The sequence below is a fragment of the Pseudomonas sp. Y5-11 genome (assembly GCF_022368695.1).
In the GTDB taxonomy this organism is placed as follows: domain Bacteria; phylum Pseudomonadota; class Gammaproteobacteria; order Pseudomonadales; family Pseudomonadaceae; genus Aquipseudomonas; species Aquipseudomonas parakoreensis.
Genome location: NZ_CP058974.1, coordinates 4,986,595 through 5,005,782 on the forward strand (window position 1 = coordinate 4,986,595; position 19,188 = coordinate 5,005,782).

Consider the following 19,188-nt stretch of genomic DNA (forward strand, 5'->3'; position numbering starts at 1 on the left):
GGCCGGTACTTGTCATGATTTCTCTGCCCGGATGTCTCATGCGCAGTCGCCTTTTCAGTGTCTTGTCCTGTTTGCTACTTACCGCCGCTGCCGCTCAATCCGCCCAGGCGGTGGACCTGTCGACCCAACGCCAGTATTACGATGAAGCCAAGCGCGCACTGGCCAAGGGCGATACCGGCCCGTACTTTCGTTACAGCCAGGCCTTGGCCGATTACCCGCTGGAACCGTACCTGGCTTACGACGAACTGACCGCGCGTCTGAAGACCGCCAGTAATGAGGAAATCGAGAAATTCCTCGCCGAGCACGGCGACCTGCCACAGGCCAACTGGATGAAACTGCGCTGGTTGCGCTGGCTCGCTGACCGTGGTGACTGGGCAACTTTCGTCAAGTATTACGACCCGAAACTCAACTTCACCGAACTGGACTGCCTCAATGCGCAGTACCAGATCAGCAGCGGCCACAAGGCCGAGGGCTATGCCAACGCCGACAAACTGTGGCTGACCGGCAAATCGCAACCGGCCGCCTGTGACGGGTTGTTCGGGATCTGGGCCGCCGATGGCCAGTTGACCGAGCAGAAACGCTGGGAGCGCACCAAACTTGCCGCCCAGGCGCGCAACTATCCACTGGCCAACAGCCTGGTCAACGGCCTCACCACCCTCGCCCCACGCGGTCGGCTGCTGGTGGATGTGGCGCAGAAACCCGAACTGCTCAATCAGCCGTCGCGCTTCACTCCCGCTGACGAGCCGATGTCCGACGTGGTCAGCCTCGGCCTGCGCCGCCTCGCCCGTCAGGACCCGGACAAGGCCATGGCCCTGCTCGACGGATACGCCAGCAGCATGCATTTTTCCCGTGACGAAAAAGTCGCGATTGCCCGGGAAATCGGCCTGACCCTGGCTCGGCGTTTCGACAGCCGCGCGCTGGACGTGATGACCAAATACGATCCGGAGCTGCGTGACAACACCGTGTCCGAATGGCGCCTGCGCCTGCTGTTGCGTCTGGCACGCTGGGACGATGCGTATCAGTTGACCCGTCGGCTGCCGCAGGATCTGGCGACCACCAACCGCTGGCGTTACTGGCAGGCCCGCAGCCTGGAACTGGCACAACCGCAGAACCCGGAAGCGCAGACCCTGTACAAGAATCTGGCGAAAGAACGCGACTTCTACGGCTTCCTCGCCGCCGACCGCTCGCAACTGCCTTACTCGCTGATGAACAAGCCGCTGGTGCTCAGCCAGGCCACCATCAACAAAGTGCGTAATACCCCCGGTGTGCGTCGCGCTCTGGAATTCCATGCGCGCGGGCAGATCGTCGACGGGCGCCGCGAGTGGTATCACGTCAGCCGCCATTTCAATCGTGACGAAATGGTCGCCCAGGCCAGACTGGCTTACGACCTGAAATGGTACTTCCCGGCCATTCGCACCATCAGTCAGGCGCAATACTGGGACGACCTGGATATCCGCTTCCCGATGGCCCACCGCGACACCTTGGTGCGTGAAGCCAAGACGCGCGGCCTGCATTCGAGCTGGGTGTTCGCCATCACCCGCCAGGAAAGCGCGTTCATGGATGACGCCCGCTCCGGCGTCGGCGCCAGCGGCCTGATGCAATTGATGCCCGGCACCGCCAAGGAAACCGCGCGCAAGTTCAGCATCCCGCTGGCCTCGCCGCAGCAAGTGCTCGATCCGGACAAGAACATCCAGCTCGGCGCCGCTTACCTGAGCCAGGTGCACAGCCAGTTCAACGGCAACCGCGTCCTGGCCTCCGCCGCCTACAACGCCGGTCCCGGCCGCGTGCGCCAGTGGCTGCGCGGCGCCGATCACCTGAGCTTCGATGTGTGGGTGGAAAGCATCCCGTTCGACGAAACCCGCCAGTACGTGCAGAACGTGCTGTCGTACTCGGTGATCTACGGGCAGAAACTCAATTCGCCGCAGCCGCTGGTGGATTGGCATGAGCGGTATTTCGACGATCAATGACAGGTGCTGAATACCTGAAATGAAAAATGCCCGCATCCATCGATGCGGGCATTTTTTTGCTGCCAGAAAAGCCTTCGGCGGTTCTACACCGCCATCGCATGCCCGTCGTTGAACTGCAACGCCGCCAGCCGCGCATACAGTGGATTGCTCACGATCAGCTCCTGATGCGTACCGATTGCGACCAATCGGCCCTGATCCATCACGGCGATCCGGTCGGCGTTCTTCACCGTGGCCAGGCGATGCGCAATCACCAGCGTGGTGCGGTTGTGCATCAGGCTTGGCAGCGCTTCCTGGATCAGATGTTCGCTCTGGGCATCGAGAGCGCTGGTGGCTTCGTCCAGCAGCAGAATCGGCGCATCCACCAGCAACGCGCGGGCAATCGCCAGACGTTGACGCTGGCCGCCGGAAAGGCCGAGGCCAGCGTCCCCCAGATGAGTCTGATAACCGTTGGGCATCTTCTCGATGAAGTCATGGGCGTGGGCAATTCTTGCCGCTTCCTTGACCTGCTCCAGTGTCGCGTCGGCATTGCCGTAACGAATATTCTCTTCGACGCTGCCGAAAAACAGCGCTGGCGATTGCGAGACCAAAGCGAAATTGCGCCGCAGATCCAGCGGATCGAGGCTCGTCAGCGGCACCCCGTCAATCAGGATCCGGCCTTCAAGCGGGTCGTAGAAGCGCAGCAACAAGTCATACACCGTGGATTTACCGGCACCGGAAGGCCCGACAAGGGCCAGGGTTTCACCAGCCCTGATGGTCAGGCTCAAGCCGCTGATGGCATAGCTGTCCGGACGCGACGGGTAGGAAAAGTGCACATTCTGCAATTGCAACTCGCCTTTGATCCGTTCTGGCAACGTCACCAGCCCGAGGGTCGGTGGCTGGATGATGTTCTGCGAACTGAGCAACTCCGCAATGCGCTCGGCGGCACCCGCCGCACGCTGCAACTCGCCGATGACCTCGCTCAACGTACCGATGGCACTGCCGACGATCAGGCTGTAGAAAACGAATGCCGCCAGTTCACCCCCGGTAATGCGCCCGGCTATCACGTCCATGCCGCCGACCCACAACATCACCGCCACCGCGCCGAGCACCAGCACGATCACCACGGTAATCATCCAGGAGCGCTGAAAGATCCGTTTGCGCGCAGTATCAAACGCGTCCTCGACCGTCGTGGCGAAACGGCGTTCATCCTGCACCTGATGGTTGTAGGCCTGAACGGTTTTGATCTGCCCGAGCGTCTCGGAAACGTAGCTGCCGATGTCGGCGACCCGATCCTGACTCAACCGCGACAGATTGCGCACGCGCCGCCCGAAAATCAGAATCGGCGCGACCACGAAGGGCAAGGCGATTACCACGATGCTGGTGAGTTTCGGGTTGGTCACGAACAGCAGCACTACTCCGCCGATCACCATCAACAGGTTGCGCAGAAACATGGAGAGCGACGAGCCGATCACCGATTGCAGCAACGTCGTGTCGGCGGTCAGCCGTGATTGAATCTCCGAACTGCGGTTATTCTCGTAAAAGCCGGGATGCAGGTAGACCAGATGGTTGAACACCTCGCGCCGGATATCCGCGACAACTCGCTCGCCGATCCACGACACCCAGTAAAACCGCGCGAAGGTGCCAATCGCCAGGCCCAACACCATCAGCATGAAGATACCGATGCTCTGGTTCAGTTGATGCGGCGACTGCGTCATGAAGCCCCGATCGACCAGCAATTTGATCCCCTGCCCCATCGACAAAGTAACGGCCGCAGTGACGATCAACGCCAACAGCGCAGCGCAGACTTGCCAACGATAAGGCGCCAGAAACCGGCTGGTCAGACTCAGCGCTCGACGGTGCCGGGAAGAAAGCTTCGAGATCATTCAGGTACACATCCGTGTTGATGAAAGGGCTAGCCTAAACCTTCTATGGGGCGGAACTCTGTAAATCACAATGAGTCAGGTTAAATATGCCCCCAAAGACTAGGCCATAGTTGCTATTGGTCTAATGTCCCGGTTGAGACGAGCGGTCATTTCTGTTGGAGTGGAGATGCCGCTTTTGACAGACCCAAGGGTGTTGTCACAGCCTGGTCACGTGGCGGTTTTAATCTACGTGCACAACCTGATGAGGAGACAGGCCATGTCCTTGCAACACAGCAGCGATGACAAAATTCAAGTGATCCGCACCAAGCCCGGCCAACCTCTGGGTTGCTCGATTATCGACAAGGATGGGCGTGAAGTACCGATCACTGAAGACATGATCCAGGACGCGTGCCGCGAGCTGGAGAAGCGATTGGTCAAGCCTGCCGAACAAAAGTGATATAGCCACCGTCTTCCTGACCCGGCTCCTGTTTGGCCGGGTTTTTTCTGCCTGCCGTTCTCTTCTGTTCTGTGTAGGAGCTGCCGAAGGCTGCGATCTTTTGACTTTGTTTTTCAAAGGCAAGATCAAAAGATCGCAGCCTCCGGCAGCTCCTACAGGAACTTCAGACAGCCACCGCCCCCAGCGCCGCCACAATCTTTTGCAACTGCTGCGAATCTCCGTCGATCCGCACCTTCAGCCCCTCGATCTCTCGCCGCACCGGGTACTGCTTGCGCAACACATCGAATGCCGCACGCTGTTCAGCGACATTGCCTACAAGACTGCGACGAAAATCCGCGTCATCGCGGCGCGGGTCGTATACGCCACGGCACAACATCGCCAGTGCCCAGGCCGGATCGCTGTCGGCGTGCAGGGTCACTTCTGACAGCCACGGTGCCGGCAACAAGTCACTGAGCTGGATGGTCGGCGTCTGACCGATGAATTCGCAATAAGCCTGATAAATCTGCGCCGTGCCGCGCTGTTTACCATCGAGGCTGTAACCGGCAATGTGCGGCGTGGCCAGCACGCAGAGTTCGGCGAGGTCGACATCGACTTCAGGCTCGGCCTCCCACACGTCGAGCACCGCTTGCAGGTCTTCACGCGCCAGCAGCACGTTGCGCAACGCAGCGTTATCCACCACGGGGCCACGGGCGGCGTTGATCAGCCAGGTACCGGGTTTGAGCTGTTGCAGACGCGGCTCATCGAACAGATGCCAGGTCGCGCCTGCGCCGGTACGGGTCAACGGCGTGTGCAGGCTGATCACGTCGCACTGCTCGATGATCTGCTCAAGGCTCACGTAATCGCCGCCCTCGACTGCCTGACGCGGCGGGTCGCAGACTTTGACATTCCAGCCCAGGCCCTTGAGCACCTTGATCAGCCGACCGCCGACTTCACCGGCACCGATTACCCCATAAGTACGTTGCGGCAAATCAACGCCTTCGATTTCCGCCAGGGTCATCAGACTGCCGAGCACATAATCGACCACACCTCGCGCATTGCAACCGGGTGCACTGGACCAGGTGATGCCGGCCTCGGTGAAGTAATCGAGATCGAGGTGATCGGTACCAATGGTGCACGTGCCGACGAAACGCACTTTGCTGCCTTCGAGCAAAGCACGATTGACGTTGGTCACCGAACGCACCAGCAACACATCGGCCTGCTCGACCGTCGCACGGTCGATGGCACGGCCCGGCACCCGGCGGATCTCGCCGAAACCGGCAAAAAAAGCATCGAGCAGGGGGATATTTTCGTCGGCAACAATCAGCATGGCGGGCTCCTTGGGCGGATCGGCAGTTTAACTGTAGGAGCTGCCGCAGGCTGCGATCTTTTGATTTTGTTTTTCAAGATCGAGATCGAGATCGAGATCGAGATCGAGATCAAAAGATCGCAGCCTGCGGCAGCTCCTACAGATTACAAATCCGCAACAGAGGATTTTTCCTGACCAAAGCGTCAGCGGCGTAGAATGCGGCGCCTTGCGCATCAATCCCTGTGGACGCTTTGCCTGTGAATTCTGTTACTGATCAACCGCTCGCTGCCTCACTCACCCGCCCCGCGCGAATTCGCCTGGAATTCAGGAATCTGCTCGCCCTCGCACTGCCGATCATCATCGCGCAACTGGCGACCACCGCCATGGGCTTCGTCGATGCGGTGATGGCCGGCCGTGTCGGGCCGCGTGACCTGGCAGCGGTAGCACTGGGCAACTCGATCTGGGTCCCGGTGTTTCTGCTGATGACTGGCACCCTGCTGGCCACCACACCGAAAGTCGCCCAGCGTTTCGGCGCCGGCACCCACAGCGAAATCGGCCCGATTGTCCGTCAAGCGCTGTGGCTGGCACTGGTGGTCGGCCTGATCGCCACGTGCATGCTGGTCGCCGCCGAGCCGGTGCTGCACCTGATGAAAGTCGATCCCGAGCTGATCGGCCCGTGCATGCAATACCTGCACGGCATTGCCAGCGGGCTGCCGGCGGTGGCGTTCTATCACGTGTTGCGTTGCACCAGTGACGGCATCGGCCGTACCCGCCCGGCGATGGTGCTGGGTCTGTGCGGTCTGGCGCTGAACATTCCGCTGAACTACATCTTCATTTATGGCCACTTCGGCGTGCCGGCCATGGGTGGCGTGGGCTGTGGCTGGGCCACGGCCATCGTGATGTGGGTCATGGCGCTGGGTCTGGCCGGTTGGGAGCGTTGGGCGCCGGCGTATCGCTCGAGTGAGATCTTCAGCCGCTTCGACTGGCCACAATGGGCGGTGATCAAACGTCTGCTGGCGATCGGCCTGCCGATTGGCATCGCCGTGTTTGCCGAGTCGAGCATCTTCGCCGTGATCGCCCTGCTGATCGGCAGCCTCGGCGCCACCGTGGTGGCCGGGCACCAGATCGCGCTGAACGTCAGCTCGCTGGTGTTCATGATTCCGTATTCGCTGGGCATGGCCGTCACGGTGCGTGTCGGCCAGGCGCTGGGCCGTGAAGAGCCGCGGGAAGCACGCTTCGCCGCCGGCGTCGGCATGGGCACTGCACTGGCGTATGCCTGCCTGTCGGCGAGCATGATGCTGTTGCTGCGCGAGCCGATCGCGTCGATCTACACCGCCGATCCGATGGTGATCCAGATTGCGGCAATGCTGATTGTGTACTCGGCGCTGTTCCAGTTCTCCGACGCGATCCAGGTGACGGCTGCCGGCGCTCTGCGCGGTTATCAGGACACCCGGGTAACGATGATTCTGACCCTGTTCGCCTACTGGGGCATCGGCCTGCCAGTGGGTTACGCCCTCGGTCTGACCGACTGGCTCGGCGAACCGCGTGGCCCAAGCGGTCTGTGGCAAGGGCTGATTGTCGGCCTGAGCTGCGCGGCGCTGATGTTGTCGATTCGCCTGACGCGCAGTGCACGCAAGCGTATTCGGATCAGTCGTTCGGTGGGCTGATCAGCCATAAAAAAAGACCTGCACATGCAGGTCTTTTTTTTGTCCGGATTCAATTGGACTTCTTGCGGATCCAGTACAGATAAGTACCGGCCTCTTCGTGCTGCCCCACCAGTTCGTGGTCGAGAAACACACAGAACTTGGGAATGTCGCGACGGGTCGAGGGATCGGTGGCGATCACCTTGAGCAGGCCGCCCGGCACCAGATCACGAATGTGCTGATGCAGCATCATTACCGGCTCCGGGCAATTGAGACCGGTGGCGTCGAGGGTGCCGTCGACCGGGGTATCGATCATTTCACTCATGATTCACTCCTGAAACTGGCCGGCATTGTCGCGCATTGCCGGGTGCTCAGTCATCTGTAGCGAGGGTATTTATCCCCGATGGGTTGCGAAGCGGCCTCAAAGAGTGGGGATGCGCTGCATCCCCCTCGGGGATAAATCCCCTCACCACAGAGACATTCCCACAGGGTTTAATGGTGACTCAGCGGGATTTGGCTTTCTTGATGTCATGCCGACGCAAATGACAGGTCACTTCCTCGCGGTCGTGATACAGCTGCTTGCAGCCAATATCGACCTTGATCCCGCGCGCCTTGAAGCCATCGGCGATGCGCTCGAGCAAGCGCTTCACTTCGGCATAGCGCTGTTTCATCGGCAGCTTGAGGTTGACCACCGCTTCGCGGCAATGACCGTCGCCGATCCATTCTTCCAGCATCGCCGCGTTACGCGCCGGCTTCTCGACGATGTCGCAGACCATCCAGTCCACCGGTTGCTTGGGCTTGAAGGTGAAGCCGTCGGCCATCAAGTGCTGCACCAGTCCGGTGTCCATCAGGCTCTCGGCCATCGGGCCGTTGTCGATGGCAGTCACCAGCATGCCGCGGTTGACCAGTTGCCAGGTCCAACCGCCGGGTGCCGCACCGAGGTCGACACCGGTCATGTCGCTGTGCAGGCGCTCATCCCACTGATCACGCGGGATGAAATGGTGCCAGGCCTCCTCCAGTTTCAAGGTCGAACGGCTGGGCGCTTCGCGCGGAAACTTCAGGCGCGGAATGCCCATCGGCCACATCGCCGAGTTGCCGGCGTCGGCCAGGCCGAGGAACACTTCGCGGCCACTTTTGAAGGTCAGCAGCAGGCGCGGTTTGCTGGCGTCGTCCACCAGTTTGCCGGCACCGGTCAGCGCCTTGCGCAGCGGGCCTTCGAACTTCTTGCAGAAGTTCGACAGCTCTTTGCCATCGTTGGTATCGACCACTTCCAGCCACAGGCTGCCGCAGACCGGGAAGTCCGCCATCTGCTCGAGGATCACGCTGATGCGATCGGTTTCCGGCAGATTGATGAATACACCGCGCGCCCACTGGCGCGGAAAAATCAGCTCGGCGAAACGCTGGCCGCGCATCAGGCGTTCGGCGCCGTCTGCTTCGCTGCAGACAAACTCCGCGTACGCGGTGGCCGGTTTGGCCTTGGCGTAACCGGCCACATTCAACTGGGCGGCGAGGTCGGAAATCTCCGAACAGACTTCGCCTTCGAAGCCTGGCCGGCAATGCATGAATAGGGTGTTCATTCTTACTCCTGGGCAGAGGGCGGACATTCGGCCCCTGCACGCTGCTCAAGCCTTGCGGTGAAGCAAAGCCTGTCACGAAAACCGGCGCATGATAGCCGAGTTCGGAACCTTGGACTTATCGATAGAGTCCAGTTATTAGCCAGCTACTGAAAACAGGGCTACGTTGATAGCTCTGCCCGTCCCCTCAGTCCGTAGCCGTGCGGACTCAAAGGAGTGATCGTAATGCCATCCCTCGATAGTCTGAAGACCCTTAAAACACTGCAGATCGACCAAAAAACCTACCACTATTTCAGCCTGCCGGATGCCGCGAAAAGCCTGGGCAACATCGACCAGTTGCCCATGTCGCTGAAAGTCCTGCTGGAAAATCTGCTGCGCTGGGAAGATGAAAAAACTGTCACCGGCGCCGACCTCAAGGCCATCGCCGCCTGGCTCAAGGAGCGCCGCTCAGATCGGGAAATCCAGTACCGCCCTGCCCGGGTATTGATGCAAGACTTTACCGGCGTCCCCGCCGTGGTCGACCTCGCTGCGATGCGTGCAGCGATGGCCAAGGCCGGCGGCGATCCGCAGCGAATCAACCCGCTGTCGCCGGTGGATCTGGTGATCGACCACTCAGTGATGGTCGACAAATTCGCCACCCCTAGCGCCTTCGAACAGAACGTCGACATCGAGATGCAGCGCAACGGCGAGCGTTACGCGTTTCTGCGCTGGGGCCAGAGCGCCTTCGACAACTTCAGCGTGGTGCCACCGGGCACCGGGATCTGCCACCAGGTCAACCTCGAATACCTCGGGCGCACGGTATGGACCAAGGATGAGGACGGCCGCACCTACGCGTTCCCCGACACCCTCGTCGGCACCGACTCCCACACCACCATGATCAATGGCCTCGGCGTACTCGGCTGGGGCGTCGGCGGAATCGAGGCGGAAGCGGCGATGCTCGGCCAACCGGTGTCGATGCTGATCCCGGAAGTGATCGGCTTCAAACTCACTGGCAAACTCAAGGAAGGCATCACCGCCACCGACCTGGTGCTGACCGTCACGCAGATGCTGCGCAAGAAAGGTGTGGTTGGCAAATTCGTCGAATTCTACGGTGACGGCCTCGCCGACCTGCCCCTGGCCGACCGCGCGACCATCGCCAACATGGCCCCGGAATATGGCGCGACCTGCGGCTTCTTCCCGGTCGATGACGTAACCCTTGAATACCTGCGCCTGTCCGGTCGCCCGGCTGAAGTGGTGAAACTGGTCGAGGCCTACACCAAGGTTCAGGGCCTGTGGCGCCTGCCCGGTCAGGAACCGGTGTTCACCGACAGTCTGGCGCTGGACATGGGCAGCGTCGAAGCCAGCCTCGCCGGGCCAAAGCGCCCGCAGGACCGGGTCTCGTTGCCGAATGTCGCGCAGGCTTTCAGTGATTTCATGGACCTGCAATTCAAGCCCACCAGCAAGGAAGAAGGCCGCCTGGAAAGCGAGGGCGGCGGTGGGGTGGCCGTGGGCAACGCCGATCTGGTCGGCGAAACCGAATACGAATATGAAGGCCACACCTATCGCCTGAAAAACGGCGCGGTGGTGATCGCCGCCATCACCTCCTGCACCAACACCTCCAACCCGAGCGTGATGATGGCGGCTGGTCTGCTGGCGAAAAAAGCCGTGGAGAAAGGCCTGACGCGCAAGCCTTGGGTCAAGAGTTCGCTGGCGCCCGGCTCGAAAGTGGTCACCGACTACTACAAGGCAGCCGGGCTGACGCAATACCTTGATCAGCTCGGTTTTTCGCTGGTCGGTTATGGCTGCACCACTTGCATCGGCAACTCCGGGCCATTGCCCGAGCCAATCGAGAAGGCCATTCAGAAAGCTGACCTCACCGTGGCGTCGGTGCTGTCCGGCAACCGTAACTTCGAAGGCCGGGTGCATCCGCTGGTCAAGACCAACTGGCTGGCCTCGCCACCGCTGGTGGTCGCTTATGCTCTGGCTGGCAGTGTGCGCACTGACATCAGCAGCGAGCCTCTGGGTAACGACCAGCAAGGGAATCCGGTGTACCTGCGCGATATCTGGCCGAGCAGCCAGGAAATCGCCGATGCGGTGAATCAGGTCAACACCGCGATGTTCCACAAGGAATACGCCGAGGTGTTTGCCGGCGATGAACAGTGGCAAGCGATCCAGGTGCCGCAAGCTGCCACCTATGTGTGGCAGGACGATTCGACCTACATCCAGCATCCGCCGTTCTTCGACGACATTTCCGGCCCATTGCCGCTGATCACTGACGTCAAGGGTGCGCGGGTTTTGGCGCTGCTCGGTGATTCGGTGACCACTGACCACATCTCCCCGGCCGGCAACATCAAGACTGACAGCCCGGCCGGGCGCTATCTGCGCGAGAAAGGCGTGGAACCGCGGGACTTCAACTCCTACGGCTCACGACGTGGCAACCATGAGGTGATGATGCGCGGCACGTTCGCCAACATCCGCATTCGTAACGAGATGCTCGGCGGCGAAGAAGGTGGCAACACGATCTACATCCCGAGCGGCGAGAAAATGCCGATTTACGATGCCGCCATGCGTTATCAGGCCTCGGGCACGCCGCTGGTGGTAATCGCCGGTCAGGAATACGGTACCGGCTCCAGCCGCGATTGGGCGGCCAAGGGCACCAACCTGTTGGGTGTCAAAGCGGTGATCGCTGAAAGCTTCGAGCGCATCCACCGTTCCAACCTGGTGGGCATGGGCGTGTTGCCGCTGCAGTTCAAGCTCGATCAGAACCGCAAGAGCCTGAACCTCACCGGCAAGGAAACCCTTGATATCCAGGGGCTGACTGGCGTCGAGCTGACGCCGCGCATGAACCTGACCCTGGTCATCACTCGCGAGGACGGCCGCCAGGAGAAGCTCGACGTGCTGTGCCGCATCGATACGTTGAATGAGGTGGAGTACTTCAAGTCGGGCGGGATTCTGCACTACGTCCTGCGCCAACTGATTGCTTCCTGAAAATACGTTTCCCTGTAGGAGCTGCCGCAGGCTGCGATCTTTTGATTTTGGCTTTCAAAAGCAAGATCAAAAAGATCGCAGCCTGCGGCAGCTCCTACAGGGTGATGTACTTTTCTACAGGCGAAAAAAAACCCGCCGAAGCGGGTTTTTCCCAAGACCATTATCGACTCCNGCTTTCAAAAGCAAGATCAAAAAGATCGCAGCCTGCGGCAGCTCCTACAGGGTGATGTACTTTTCTACAGGCGAAAAAAAACCCGCCGAAGCGGGTTTTTCCCAAGACCATTATCGACTCCCTGTCGGCAGCGATCCTTGCTAATGGTCGATCATCCGTGATCCTGAAACACTCCCTGTGTCTCAGTTGATGGGTGTAGATTACGCCGTGGATCCAATCGGCAATAGTCGCAAAAGCTACCACCGCGTGTAAGACATTCGCTATAGAACCCCTTCCGAAAACCCCTACGCTCGTCAGGCACCGAGCATGCAGGCCGCGATGTACGCGACGCTCAGCTGTCCGATGGCCTGCTCCTGCTGGTCATCCTCCATAAACCAGGCGGCAGATAACCCGGCGAACGCCTGCACCCACTGCAGCAACCGTTGGCGATCCAGCATGGCGGCCTCGACAATGACGTCGACCTGCCGCCGGAAACGCTCGACATCACCAGCCGTCGGCAAATCCGGGTTGCAGATCAGGTTCGCGTAGTCAAAACCACGCTCACCGCGTACCCGCTTTGGATCGATCGCCAGCCAGCCGCGCTTACCGAAATCAAGGACATTGTCGTGGTGCATGTCTCCGTGCAACACCACCACATCCTGCGGGTCTGCGAGCAACGCTTCAGCCGTTTGCAGGCTCAAGGCATAAGCGCCGCCATGTTTGGCGGCGGCCACTCGCAGCGACGCGAACCACGGTGCCAGCTCCACCAGCGGCGGTGATGGCGTCGGACGCGGCGCATGCAAGCGCGCCAGCGCCGTGCACATGATCCGGGTGGCGTCGTCGTCTTCACCATGAAGCGCCATGTGCATCAGCGAACGCCGCCCCATCGCCCGTTCCAGCAGCAGACCGTTCTCATGATTGGCCAGCACCTGCGCGGCGCCGTCACCGTCCCACCAGACCATCAGCCGATTGCCGTACTGTTCGTCGGTATCCAGTGCGATCTTGAGCATGGCCGGCGCATCACCGTAATTCACCGGTAACAAACGGCTACCCGGGGTGATGATCGGCTCACCATCCGGTACCAGCGCCCAGCGTTGCAGCCAGGGTTCAAATACTGCGCTATCAGTCACCATCACGCTCGCGCGTCTTCGCACTTTCGGCGAGAAACTGTTCAAGTCGACTCAATTGCTCCTCCCAGCCACGACTGTCCATGTAGTACGCCTCCTTCTGCCGCACATCGGGGATATGCGCAAAACCGGACTCGGACACCTTGAGCAATGTGCCGCTCTCGTAATCCTCCAGTTCGAACTTGACCAGCGTTGTCGGCTCCTGGGAATAGTCGATGTTCGGATTGACCGCGTACGGATGCCAGCGAAACGAAAACAGCTGCTGCGGCTCCACCCGCTCCACCAGTACGTTCCACAGCACATGCTCATAACCGGGATACGTGACCTGCCCTTGCGTCCATTCCCCGGCAATGAACCGCCTGCCCTCCAGTGCCACACCAAACCACTGGCCAAACGCCTCGGCATCGACCAATGCACGCCAGACATATGAACGTGGCGCCTTGAGCGCGATTTTTCGTTCGAAACTATTGGGTACCGGTTTCATAAGTCACCTCCTGTTTTGAACAGTAGGCTTGTATGACCACATGTCCAACCTGAAGTTGTATCAAAGGGCTGCACCTGTCCAATCCAAAGGAAACATTCGGCGGCATTTCCGTTCATTGAAACGAGCGCCTCCCTGCGATGAACCTGTTACCGTTTCCTGCGAGATAGACACAGACAAGGACGAAGCATGCAGCCCTCTCTCTCCGAACGTTATCGCGGCGCCCTGCTCGGCCTCGCTTGCGGCGACGCCGTCGGCACCACGGTGGAGTTCAGGCCAAGAGGCTCATTCCAGCCGCTGACGGACATGGTCGGTGGCGGCCCCTTTCACTTGAAACCCGGGCAATGGACGGATGACACCTCGATGGCGCTGTGCCTGGCGGAGAGCCTGCTGAGGAAAAACACATTCGATGCCGCGGACCAGATGGGACGCTATCTGAATTGGTGGCAATGGGGGTATCTCAGTTCAACCGGTGATTGTTTCGATATCGGCATGACGGTCAGCCAGGCGCTGTCGCGGTATCAGCAAACCGGTCAGCCGTTCGCGGGATCTACCGACCCGTTTACCGCCGGCAACGGGTCGCTGATGCGCCTGGTGCCGGTGGTGCTGTTTTATTTCCCTGATGCCCGGCAGATTCGCCAGTTCGCCAGTGACAGTTCGCGAACCACCCATGCTGCACCTGAAGCCATCGAATGCTGTCAATTATTTGCCGAAGTGCTCAGCAAAGCACTGCTAGGCGCCTCCAAGTCAGAATTGCGCAAATTGCCAGACACAACCTTCGTTCAGCCAAAAGTCGCAGCCATCGCCCGAGGTGATTACCTCGCAAAGTCGGCGAGCGAAATCCGTGGCAGCGGCTACAGCGTCGAGTCGCTGGAAGCGGCGCTGTGGTGTTTTCATCACACTGACGGTTTCGCTGCGGCGATTCTGCAAGCCGCCAACCTGGGCGATGATGCCGATACTACTGCCGCGATCGTCGGCCAATTGGCCGGGGCCTACTACGGCATTCGGTCGATTCCCGCCCACTGGCTGGAAATGCTCCATGACGGCGAGGAGATTGCAGCCACCGCAGATCGCCTGCTCGACGCCTCCCGGCTACGCGTCCCTGATTAGAAGCTCCATAGCCGCTAGACTGCACTGCACTTTCCATCCGACTCAGTGAGATTACCCAATGTCGCCACGCCTGCTTCTGGCCCTGACACCCTTTCTGTTCAGCCCCCTCGCCCACGCTGCCGTCGACTGCGCCAATGCCAGCGATCAGGCCACCATGAACCAGTGTGCCGGGCAGGAATTCAAGTCGACTGACAAGGAGTTGAACGCGATGTATCAGCAGATCATCGGCCGTTTGAAGGACAACCCTGACCGCAAGAAGCTGCTGGTGGGTGCGCAGCGAGCGTGGATCGGGTTTCGCGATACCGAGTGCAAGTTTTCGGCATCCGGCGTCGAGGGCGGGAGTGTTTATCCGCTGATCTACAGCAATTGCCTGACCGCTGTGACCAAGGCACGGATTGAGGCGCTGAAGCAGTATTTGAAGTGTCAGGAAGGTGACATGAGTTGCCCGGTGCCAGGGATTTGATTGTGTAGTGGCTTCGGTCTTGCCGCCAGGTTTGTTGATTCCACACTTGGCGCAGCTTCGGCTCGGTGGTCAGTGAATCGATTTCCGCACCATTACCAACGACTGCGCGGAGCCGGAACATAAGAATGTGGCGCAGCAACAAAATACAAACTAATTATTGTAATCAGATAATTTATCATCGAGAATTCGCTACCAAATTGTAACAACCAGGAATTTTCATGAGTACTCACATCAACGGATTGGCGCCGCAGCGCATGCATTGGATCGGTCTGCTGGCTGCGATTCTTGTCTGGGTTCTGGGGGTGACGGAGGTCGGTGGCAACGTGACGATCTGGTTCTTCAAGAAGGATGAAATGCTGGCAAGCCTGCTTTATGCCTTTGCAGAAGGCTCGCCGCAATTGCTTGACCCGTTTGTCGAAGGTGCATTGCTTGATCCTGACACCTGGCTGTCATCAACGGTCACTGCGCTGATCGTCTTTCTGGATTTCCTGCCCGTTGTCCTGTCGGCTTACGCGTTATGGCTGACCGGGTTGTTTTTTCTGCGCTTGTCGCGCGGCGAAACATGGACCGACCGCAACATCAGGGTGCTCTGGCGAGTGGGCGTACTCTGCATCGTTTCTCCGGCAAGCTACCCGCTAATAGAGACCTTGCAAGGTCTGGCGTTGTCGATAGATCTGCCGCCGGGGGATCGGATTTTCCAGTTCTCGATCGGCCTGTCTTCCGCTTCTGCCTACGAGATAATCAAAGGCGTATTACTCTGTATTTTTTCAATTATCATGCGTGACGCAAAAGTACTCAGCGATGAGCAAAGCCAATACATATAGAACAACATAATGACCATTATCGTCCGCCTTGACGTCGTCATGGCCACGCAAAAAATTCGCTCGAAAGAGTTAGCCGCCTTGCTCGGAATAACCGAGGCCAATCTGTCATTGCTCAAAAACGGCAAAGTCAAAGGCGTGAAGATGGCAACTCTGGACAAGCTCTGCGCTGCGCTCGATTGCCAGCCGGGCGATCTGCTGGAATACCAGAAAGACTGAGACATTCTCCGGACGGCGAGTTATTTGTCGCAGGTCCCAATCGTTTAACGCTTATTCAATCCTTAGTTTCAAGGCGGCTTTGTCATGTCCCGTTATTTGTTATGCGCGCTGTTATTGCTGACAGCGTCACTCAGCGGCTGCGCCACACAATTTGACGTAGCACTCAATGCAATTCCTGATCCGGACTATCAGTTCGACCGAAAGGCAACCGTACTGGTGACCTCGACGAATGGCGCTGATGAAAACGCACTGAATGCCCGCTACTATCTCCGCGACATGGTCAACGCATTGAAAGACAGGGGTTTTCAAGAGGTCTATACCGACGCCAGCCTGCCCAGAAATCACGCACCGATCAAAATGACCATCAGCCTCGATATCGGCAGCCGGCAAGTGTCTTACCGTTATACCGCTACCGACTATGGGCAAGTGCCAACCAGTACTACGACCGTTTGCAAAAATACCAAGAAGAAAGATGATCGACTGACCTGCACCAGTAAGCCCAATACGACCTATGGTCCGGTAGGTACTTCGGAGCGAATCGGCTATACCACCTTAAGTACCTTTATTGCCACCGCCCGGGATGAGGCGAGCAAACGCACGGTGTATCTGCTGCGGGCGTCGTCTTATAACGAGGACTGTCAGGCCGCTAAGGTCGAAGTCTTTCTGGTCGAGCAGGGCCTGCAGAACCTGAACTTCCAGGATCGCGTGCAACGCAACTACAGCGTCACGATGCCCGAGGGTTACAGCTGCAAATAGACTGTTACCCAAACCTCTGTCTCGACAGCTTCACGGCGTAGCCCACGTGAGCCGGAGCGGTGAAGCGCATTCCGGCTACACGTGCGGGTCACCCGGCGGCTTGGCCGGCGCCGCGTATTGCGGCTTGAGGTGGCCGTCCTGGTCCAGTAGCCAGGCGTCCATGATCTGCCGCACCACGGGACCGGCAACCCGACCACCGGCCTCACCGTTTTCGATCATCACCGAGATGGCGATCTTCGGATGCTCTGCCGGAGCGAAGCCGACAAACAAGGCGTTGTCGCGATGCCGTTCGAGAGTTTTCTCACGGTTGTAACGCTCACCCTGCTTGATCGCCACCACCTGCGCCGTACCACTCTTGCCGGCGATGCGGTACTGCGCACCGGCCGCTGCGGCGCGCGCGATACCCCGGGCATCGTGCATCACCATCTGCATGCCGTGGTTGACCTGATCCCAGTCACGCGGGTTCTTCAGCAGGATATTCGGCATAGGATGCTCGTCGACCGGCGCAACGCCATCGACGGTCTTCGCCAAGTGCGGTCGATTCCAAACGCCCTTGTTGGCGATCAGTGCGGTGGCCTGAGCCAGTTGTAGCGGCGTGACCTGCATGTAGCCTTGGCCGATGCCCAGGATTACTGTTTCCCCAGGGAACCAGGCTTGACGGCGCGTGGCGCGTTTCCAGGCCTGAGATGGCATTAAACCGGGCGACTCTTCGAACATGTCCAGCGAGACTTTTTCGCCGAGGCCGAACATCGCCATGTAGTCGTGCAGGCGATCGATGCCGAGCTTGTGCGCCAGATCGTAGAAGTAGGTGTCATTGGAACGCATGATCGCCGCATCCATGTCCACCCAGCCATCGCCGCTGTGGTTCCAGTTGCGGTACTTGTGATCGAAATCCGGGAGCTGGTAATAGCCCGGGTCGAAGACTCGTGTCTGCGGGGTCACAACACCGGCATCAAGGCCGGCAATCGCCACTTCAGGTTTGATGGTCGAACCCGGTGCATACAGGCCGCGTAGCACACGGTTGAACAGCGGCCGATCGATGGAATCGCGTAGCGCCGAGTATTCCTTGGAGCTGATACCGGTGACGAACAGGTTCGGGTCGAAGCTCGGATTGCTGACCATGGCCAGCACTTCACCAGTGGATGGATCGAGAGCCACCACCGAACCACGGCGGTCGCCCAGTGCGGCTTCAGCAGCTTCCTGTAGTTTGACGTCGAGACTTAGAACGATGTTTTTGCCAGGGACCGGATCGGTGTGTTTGAGCACTCGCAACACTCGGCCTTGGGCGTTGGTCTCAACTTCCTCGTAGCCAACGTGACCGTGCAGTTGCGCTTCGTAGAAGCGTTCAATGCCGGTTTTACCGATGGATTGAGTGCCGCGGTATTCCACCGAGTCGAGGGTTTTGGATTCTTTTTCGTTAATCCGGCCAACGTAACCGATTGAATGCGCAAAGTGCGGACCCAGCGGGTAATGCCGAACGAACTGCGGCTCGACATCGAGGCCCGGCAAACGGAACTCGTTAACCGCCAACACGGCGATTTGCTCCTCCGTCAGTCCATAGAACAGCGTCACCGGGGTGAACGGGTGACGGGACTGCTTCATGGCCTTATCGAAAACCGTACGATCTTCAGCTGGCAAATGCAGCAGATTGATCACCTCGTCCAGCTCCTGATTAACATCAGTGGCGCGTTCGCGGGTGATGATCAGGTTGTAACTAGGACGGTTATCAGCGAGCAGCACGCCATTGCGATCGTAGATCAGGCCTCTCGTCGGCGGAATCGGCAAGACGTGCACGCGGTTGTTTTCAGAGATGGTCGAGTGGTAGTCGAATTCAACCACTTGCAGGATGTACAAGCGCACCACCAGCGCGCAGCTGATAGCAAAGACAAACAGAGCGCAGGCGATCAACCGTTTGTTGACCAAACGCTTCTCTTTTTCGTGATCTTTGATCGGGATGGGTTCAGGCATTTCTACAGCAACTCTTTGACATAATTTGAGCGCCGATCCATGGGCATGACATCAATCCGTTAAAAAACGAGCTGCACCATACCAAAAACCGAGTGGTCACTTCAGAAGGTTTTTCTCCAATGGCAGTCCTGGCGACGGTTGGAACACCTGTATCGTCTGATCTTGGCGAGCCAAGCACTTTCCTGTGGGCAAAACAAAACCCCAACTGCTTTCGCAATTGGGGTTTCGGAATTTAATCTTGACGATGACCTACTCTCACATGGGGAAACCCCACACTACCATCGGCGATGCATCGTTTCACTTCTGAGTTCGGGATGGGATCAGGTGGTTCCAACGCTCTATGGTCGTCAAGAAATTC

General features: G+C 59.0%; 16 protein-coding genes and 1 rRNA gene. 9 read left to right on the forward strand and 8 right to left on the reverse strand.

The genetic code is table 11. From position 1 onward, the window contains the following. Nucleotides 1-38: 38 nt before the first annotated feature. Nucleotides 39-1,967 (forward strand): transglycosylase SLT domain-containing protein, encoded by a 1,929-nt coding sequence (locus HXW87_RS22225; RefSeq protein ID WP_047295292.1) that lies wholly within the window; start codon nt 39-41, stop codon nt 1,965-1,967. Between the two features lie 83 nt (nt 1,968-2,050). On the opposite strand, the gene HXW87_RS22230 is transcribed toward HXW87_RS22225, so the two are convergent. Beyond that, nucleotides 2,051-3,829, reverse strand: coding sequence for an ABC transporter transmembrane domain-containing protein (locus tag HXW87_RS22230; protein ID WP_131671823.1), 1,779 nt, complete (start codon nt 3,827-3,829; stop codon nt 2,051-2,053). Nucleotides 3,830-4,085: 256 nt separating this feature from the next. On the opposite strand from HXW87_RS22230, the gene HXW87_RS22235 reads away from it, so the two are divergent. Then, complete coding sequence (locus HXW87_RS22235; RefSeq protein ID WP_027611439.1) at nt 4,086-4,265, forward strand: PA1571 family protein; 180 nt, start codon at nt 4,086-4,088, stop codon at nt 4,263-4,265. Nucleotides 4,266-4,428: 163 nt separating this feature from the next. Here the strand turns inward: HXW87_RS22235 and pdxB are convergent, their stop codons facing one another. Continuing rightward, nucleotides 4,429-5,571, reverse strand: coding sequence for a 4-phosphoerythronate dehydrogenase PdxB (pdxB, locus tag HXW87_RS22240; protein WP_239777770.1), 1,143 nt, complete (start codon nt 5,569-5,571; stop codon nt 4,429-4,431). A 236-nt stretch (nt 5,572-5,807) separates the two neighbouring features. Here pdxB and HXW87_RS22245 point away from each other — a divergent pair, with 236 nt between their 5' ends. Beyond that, nucleotides 5,808-7,217 carry an MATE family efflux transporter gene (locus HXW87_RS22245; protein ID WP_047295296.1) on the forward strand — a complete coding sequence of 470 codons (1,410 nt, stop codon included), beginning with the start codon at nt 5,808-5,810 and terminating at the stop codon, nt 7,215-7,217. 49 nt (nt 7,218-7,266) lie between these two features. On the opposite strand, the gene tusA is transcribed toward HXW87_RS22245, so the two are convergent. Next, nucleotides 7,267-7,518, reverse strand: a complete 252-nt coding sequence (tusA, locus tag HXW87_RS22250) for a sulfurtransferase TusA (RefSeq protein ID WP_007961802.1) — start codon at nt 7,516-7,518, stop codon at nt 7,267-7,269. A 178-nt stretch (nt 7,519-7,696) separates the two neighbouring features. Continuing rightward, on the reverse strand, nt 7,697-8,770 hold the full coding sequence (gene rlmM, locus HXW87_RS22255) for a 23S rRNA (cytidine(2498)-2'-O)-methyltransferase RlmM (RefSeq protein WP_047295298.1): 1,074 nt from the start codon (nt 8,768-8,770) through the stop codon (nt 7,697-7,699). 222 nt (nt 8,771-8,992) lie between these two features. On the opposite strand from rlmM, the gene acnA reads away from it, so the two are divergent. Continuing rightward, a complete protein-coding gene (gene acnA / locus HXW87_RS22260; protein ID WP_239777771.1) occupies nt 8,993-11,734 on the forward strand; it encodes an aconitate hydratase AcnA in 2,742 nt (913 codons plus the stop codon). Between the two features lie 465 nt (nt 11,735-12,199). Here the strand turns inward: acnA and HXW87_RS22265 are convergent, their stop codons facing one another. Together HXW87_RS22265 and HXW87_RS22270 are read right to left on the reverse strand one after the other, a co-directional pair. Then, nucleotides 12,200-13,015: an aminoglycoside phosphotransferase family protein gene (locus HXW87_RS22265; protein ID WP_239777772.1), complete on the reverse strand. Its 816-nt coding sequence runs from the start codon at nt 13,013-13,015 to the stop codon at nt 12,200-12,202. Beyond that, complete coding sequence (locus tag HXW87_RS22270; protein WP_239777773.1) at nt 13,008-13,496, reverse strand: SRPBCC family protein; 489 nt, start codon at nt 13,494-13,496, stop codon at nt 13,008-13,010. Before HXW87_RS22270 ends, HXW87_RS22265 begins: the two co-directional genes overlap by 8 nt. A gap of 186 nt (nt 13,497-13,682) precedes the next feature. Between HXW87_RS22270 and HXW87_RS22275 the strand changes: the two genes are divergently transcribed. The 5 genes from HXW87_RS22275 (at nt 13,683) to HXW87_RS22295 (ending at nt 16,862) form a co-directional block, all read left to right on the forward strand. After that, nucleotides 13,683-14,603 (forward strand): ADP-ribosylglycohydrolase family protein, encoded by a 921-nt coding sequence (locus tag HXW87_RS22275; protein ID WP_047295304.1) that lies wholly within the window; start codon nt 13,683-13,685, stop codon nt 14,601-14,603. 58 nt (nt 14,604-14,661) lie between these two features. Continuing rightward, nucleotides 14,662-15,066 (forward strand): lysozyme inhibitor LprI family protein, encoded by a 405-nt coding sequence (locus HXW87_RS22280; RefSeq protein WP_239777774.1) that lies wholly within the window; start codon nt 14,662-14,664, stop codon nt 15,064-15,066. A 218-nt stretch (nt 15,067-15,284) separates the two neighbouring features. Continuing rightward, a complete protein-coding gene (locus HXW87_RS22285; RefSeq protein ID WP_239777775.1) occupies nt 15,285-15,890 on the forward strand; it encodes a DUF2975 domain-containing protein in 606 nt (201 codons plus the stop codon). A gap of 9 nt (nt 15,891-15,899) precedes the next feature. Beyond that, complete coding sequence (locus HXW87_RS22290) at nt 15,900-16,106, forward strand: helix-turn-helix transcriptional regulator (RefSeq protein WP_003226632.1); 207 nt, start codon at nt 15,900-15,902, stop codon at nt 16,104-16,106. Between the two features lie 84 nt (nt 16,107-16,190). Beyond that, nucleotides 16,191-16,862: a hypothetical protein gene (locus tag HXW87_RS22295; RefSeq protein ID WP_239777776.1), complete on the forward strand. Its 672-nt coding sequence runs from the start codon at nt 16,191-16,193 to the stop codon at nt 16,860-16,862. Between the two features lie 75 nt (nt 16,863-16,937). On the opposite strand, the gene mrdA is transcribed toward HXW87_RS22295, so the two are convergent. Together mrdA and rrf are read right to left on the reverse strand one after the other, a co-directional pair. Next, nucleotides 16,938-18,830 (reverse strand): penicillin-binding protein 2, encoded by a 1,893-nt coding sequence (mrdA, locus tag HXW87_RS22300; RefSeq protein WP_095668711.1) that lies wholly within the window; start codon nt 18,828-18,830, stop codon nt 16,938-16,940. A 236-nt stretch (nt 18,831-19,066) separates the two neighbouring features. Beyond that, nucleotides 19,067-19,182: ribosomal RNA gene (gene rrf / locus HXW87_RS22305) — 5S ribosomal RNA — on the reverse strand. Nucleotides 19,183-19,188: the final 6 nt, after the last annotated feature.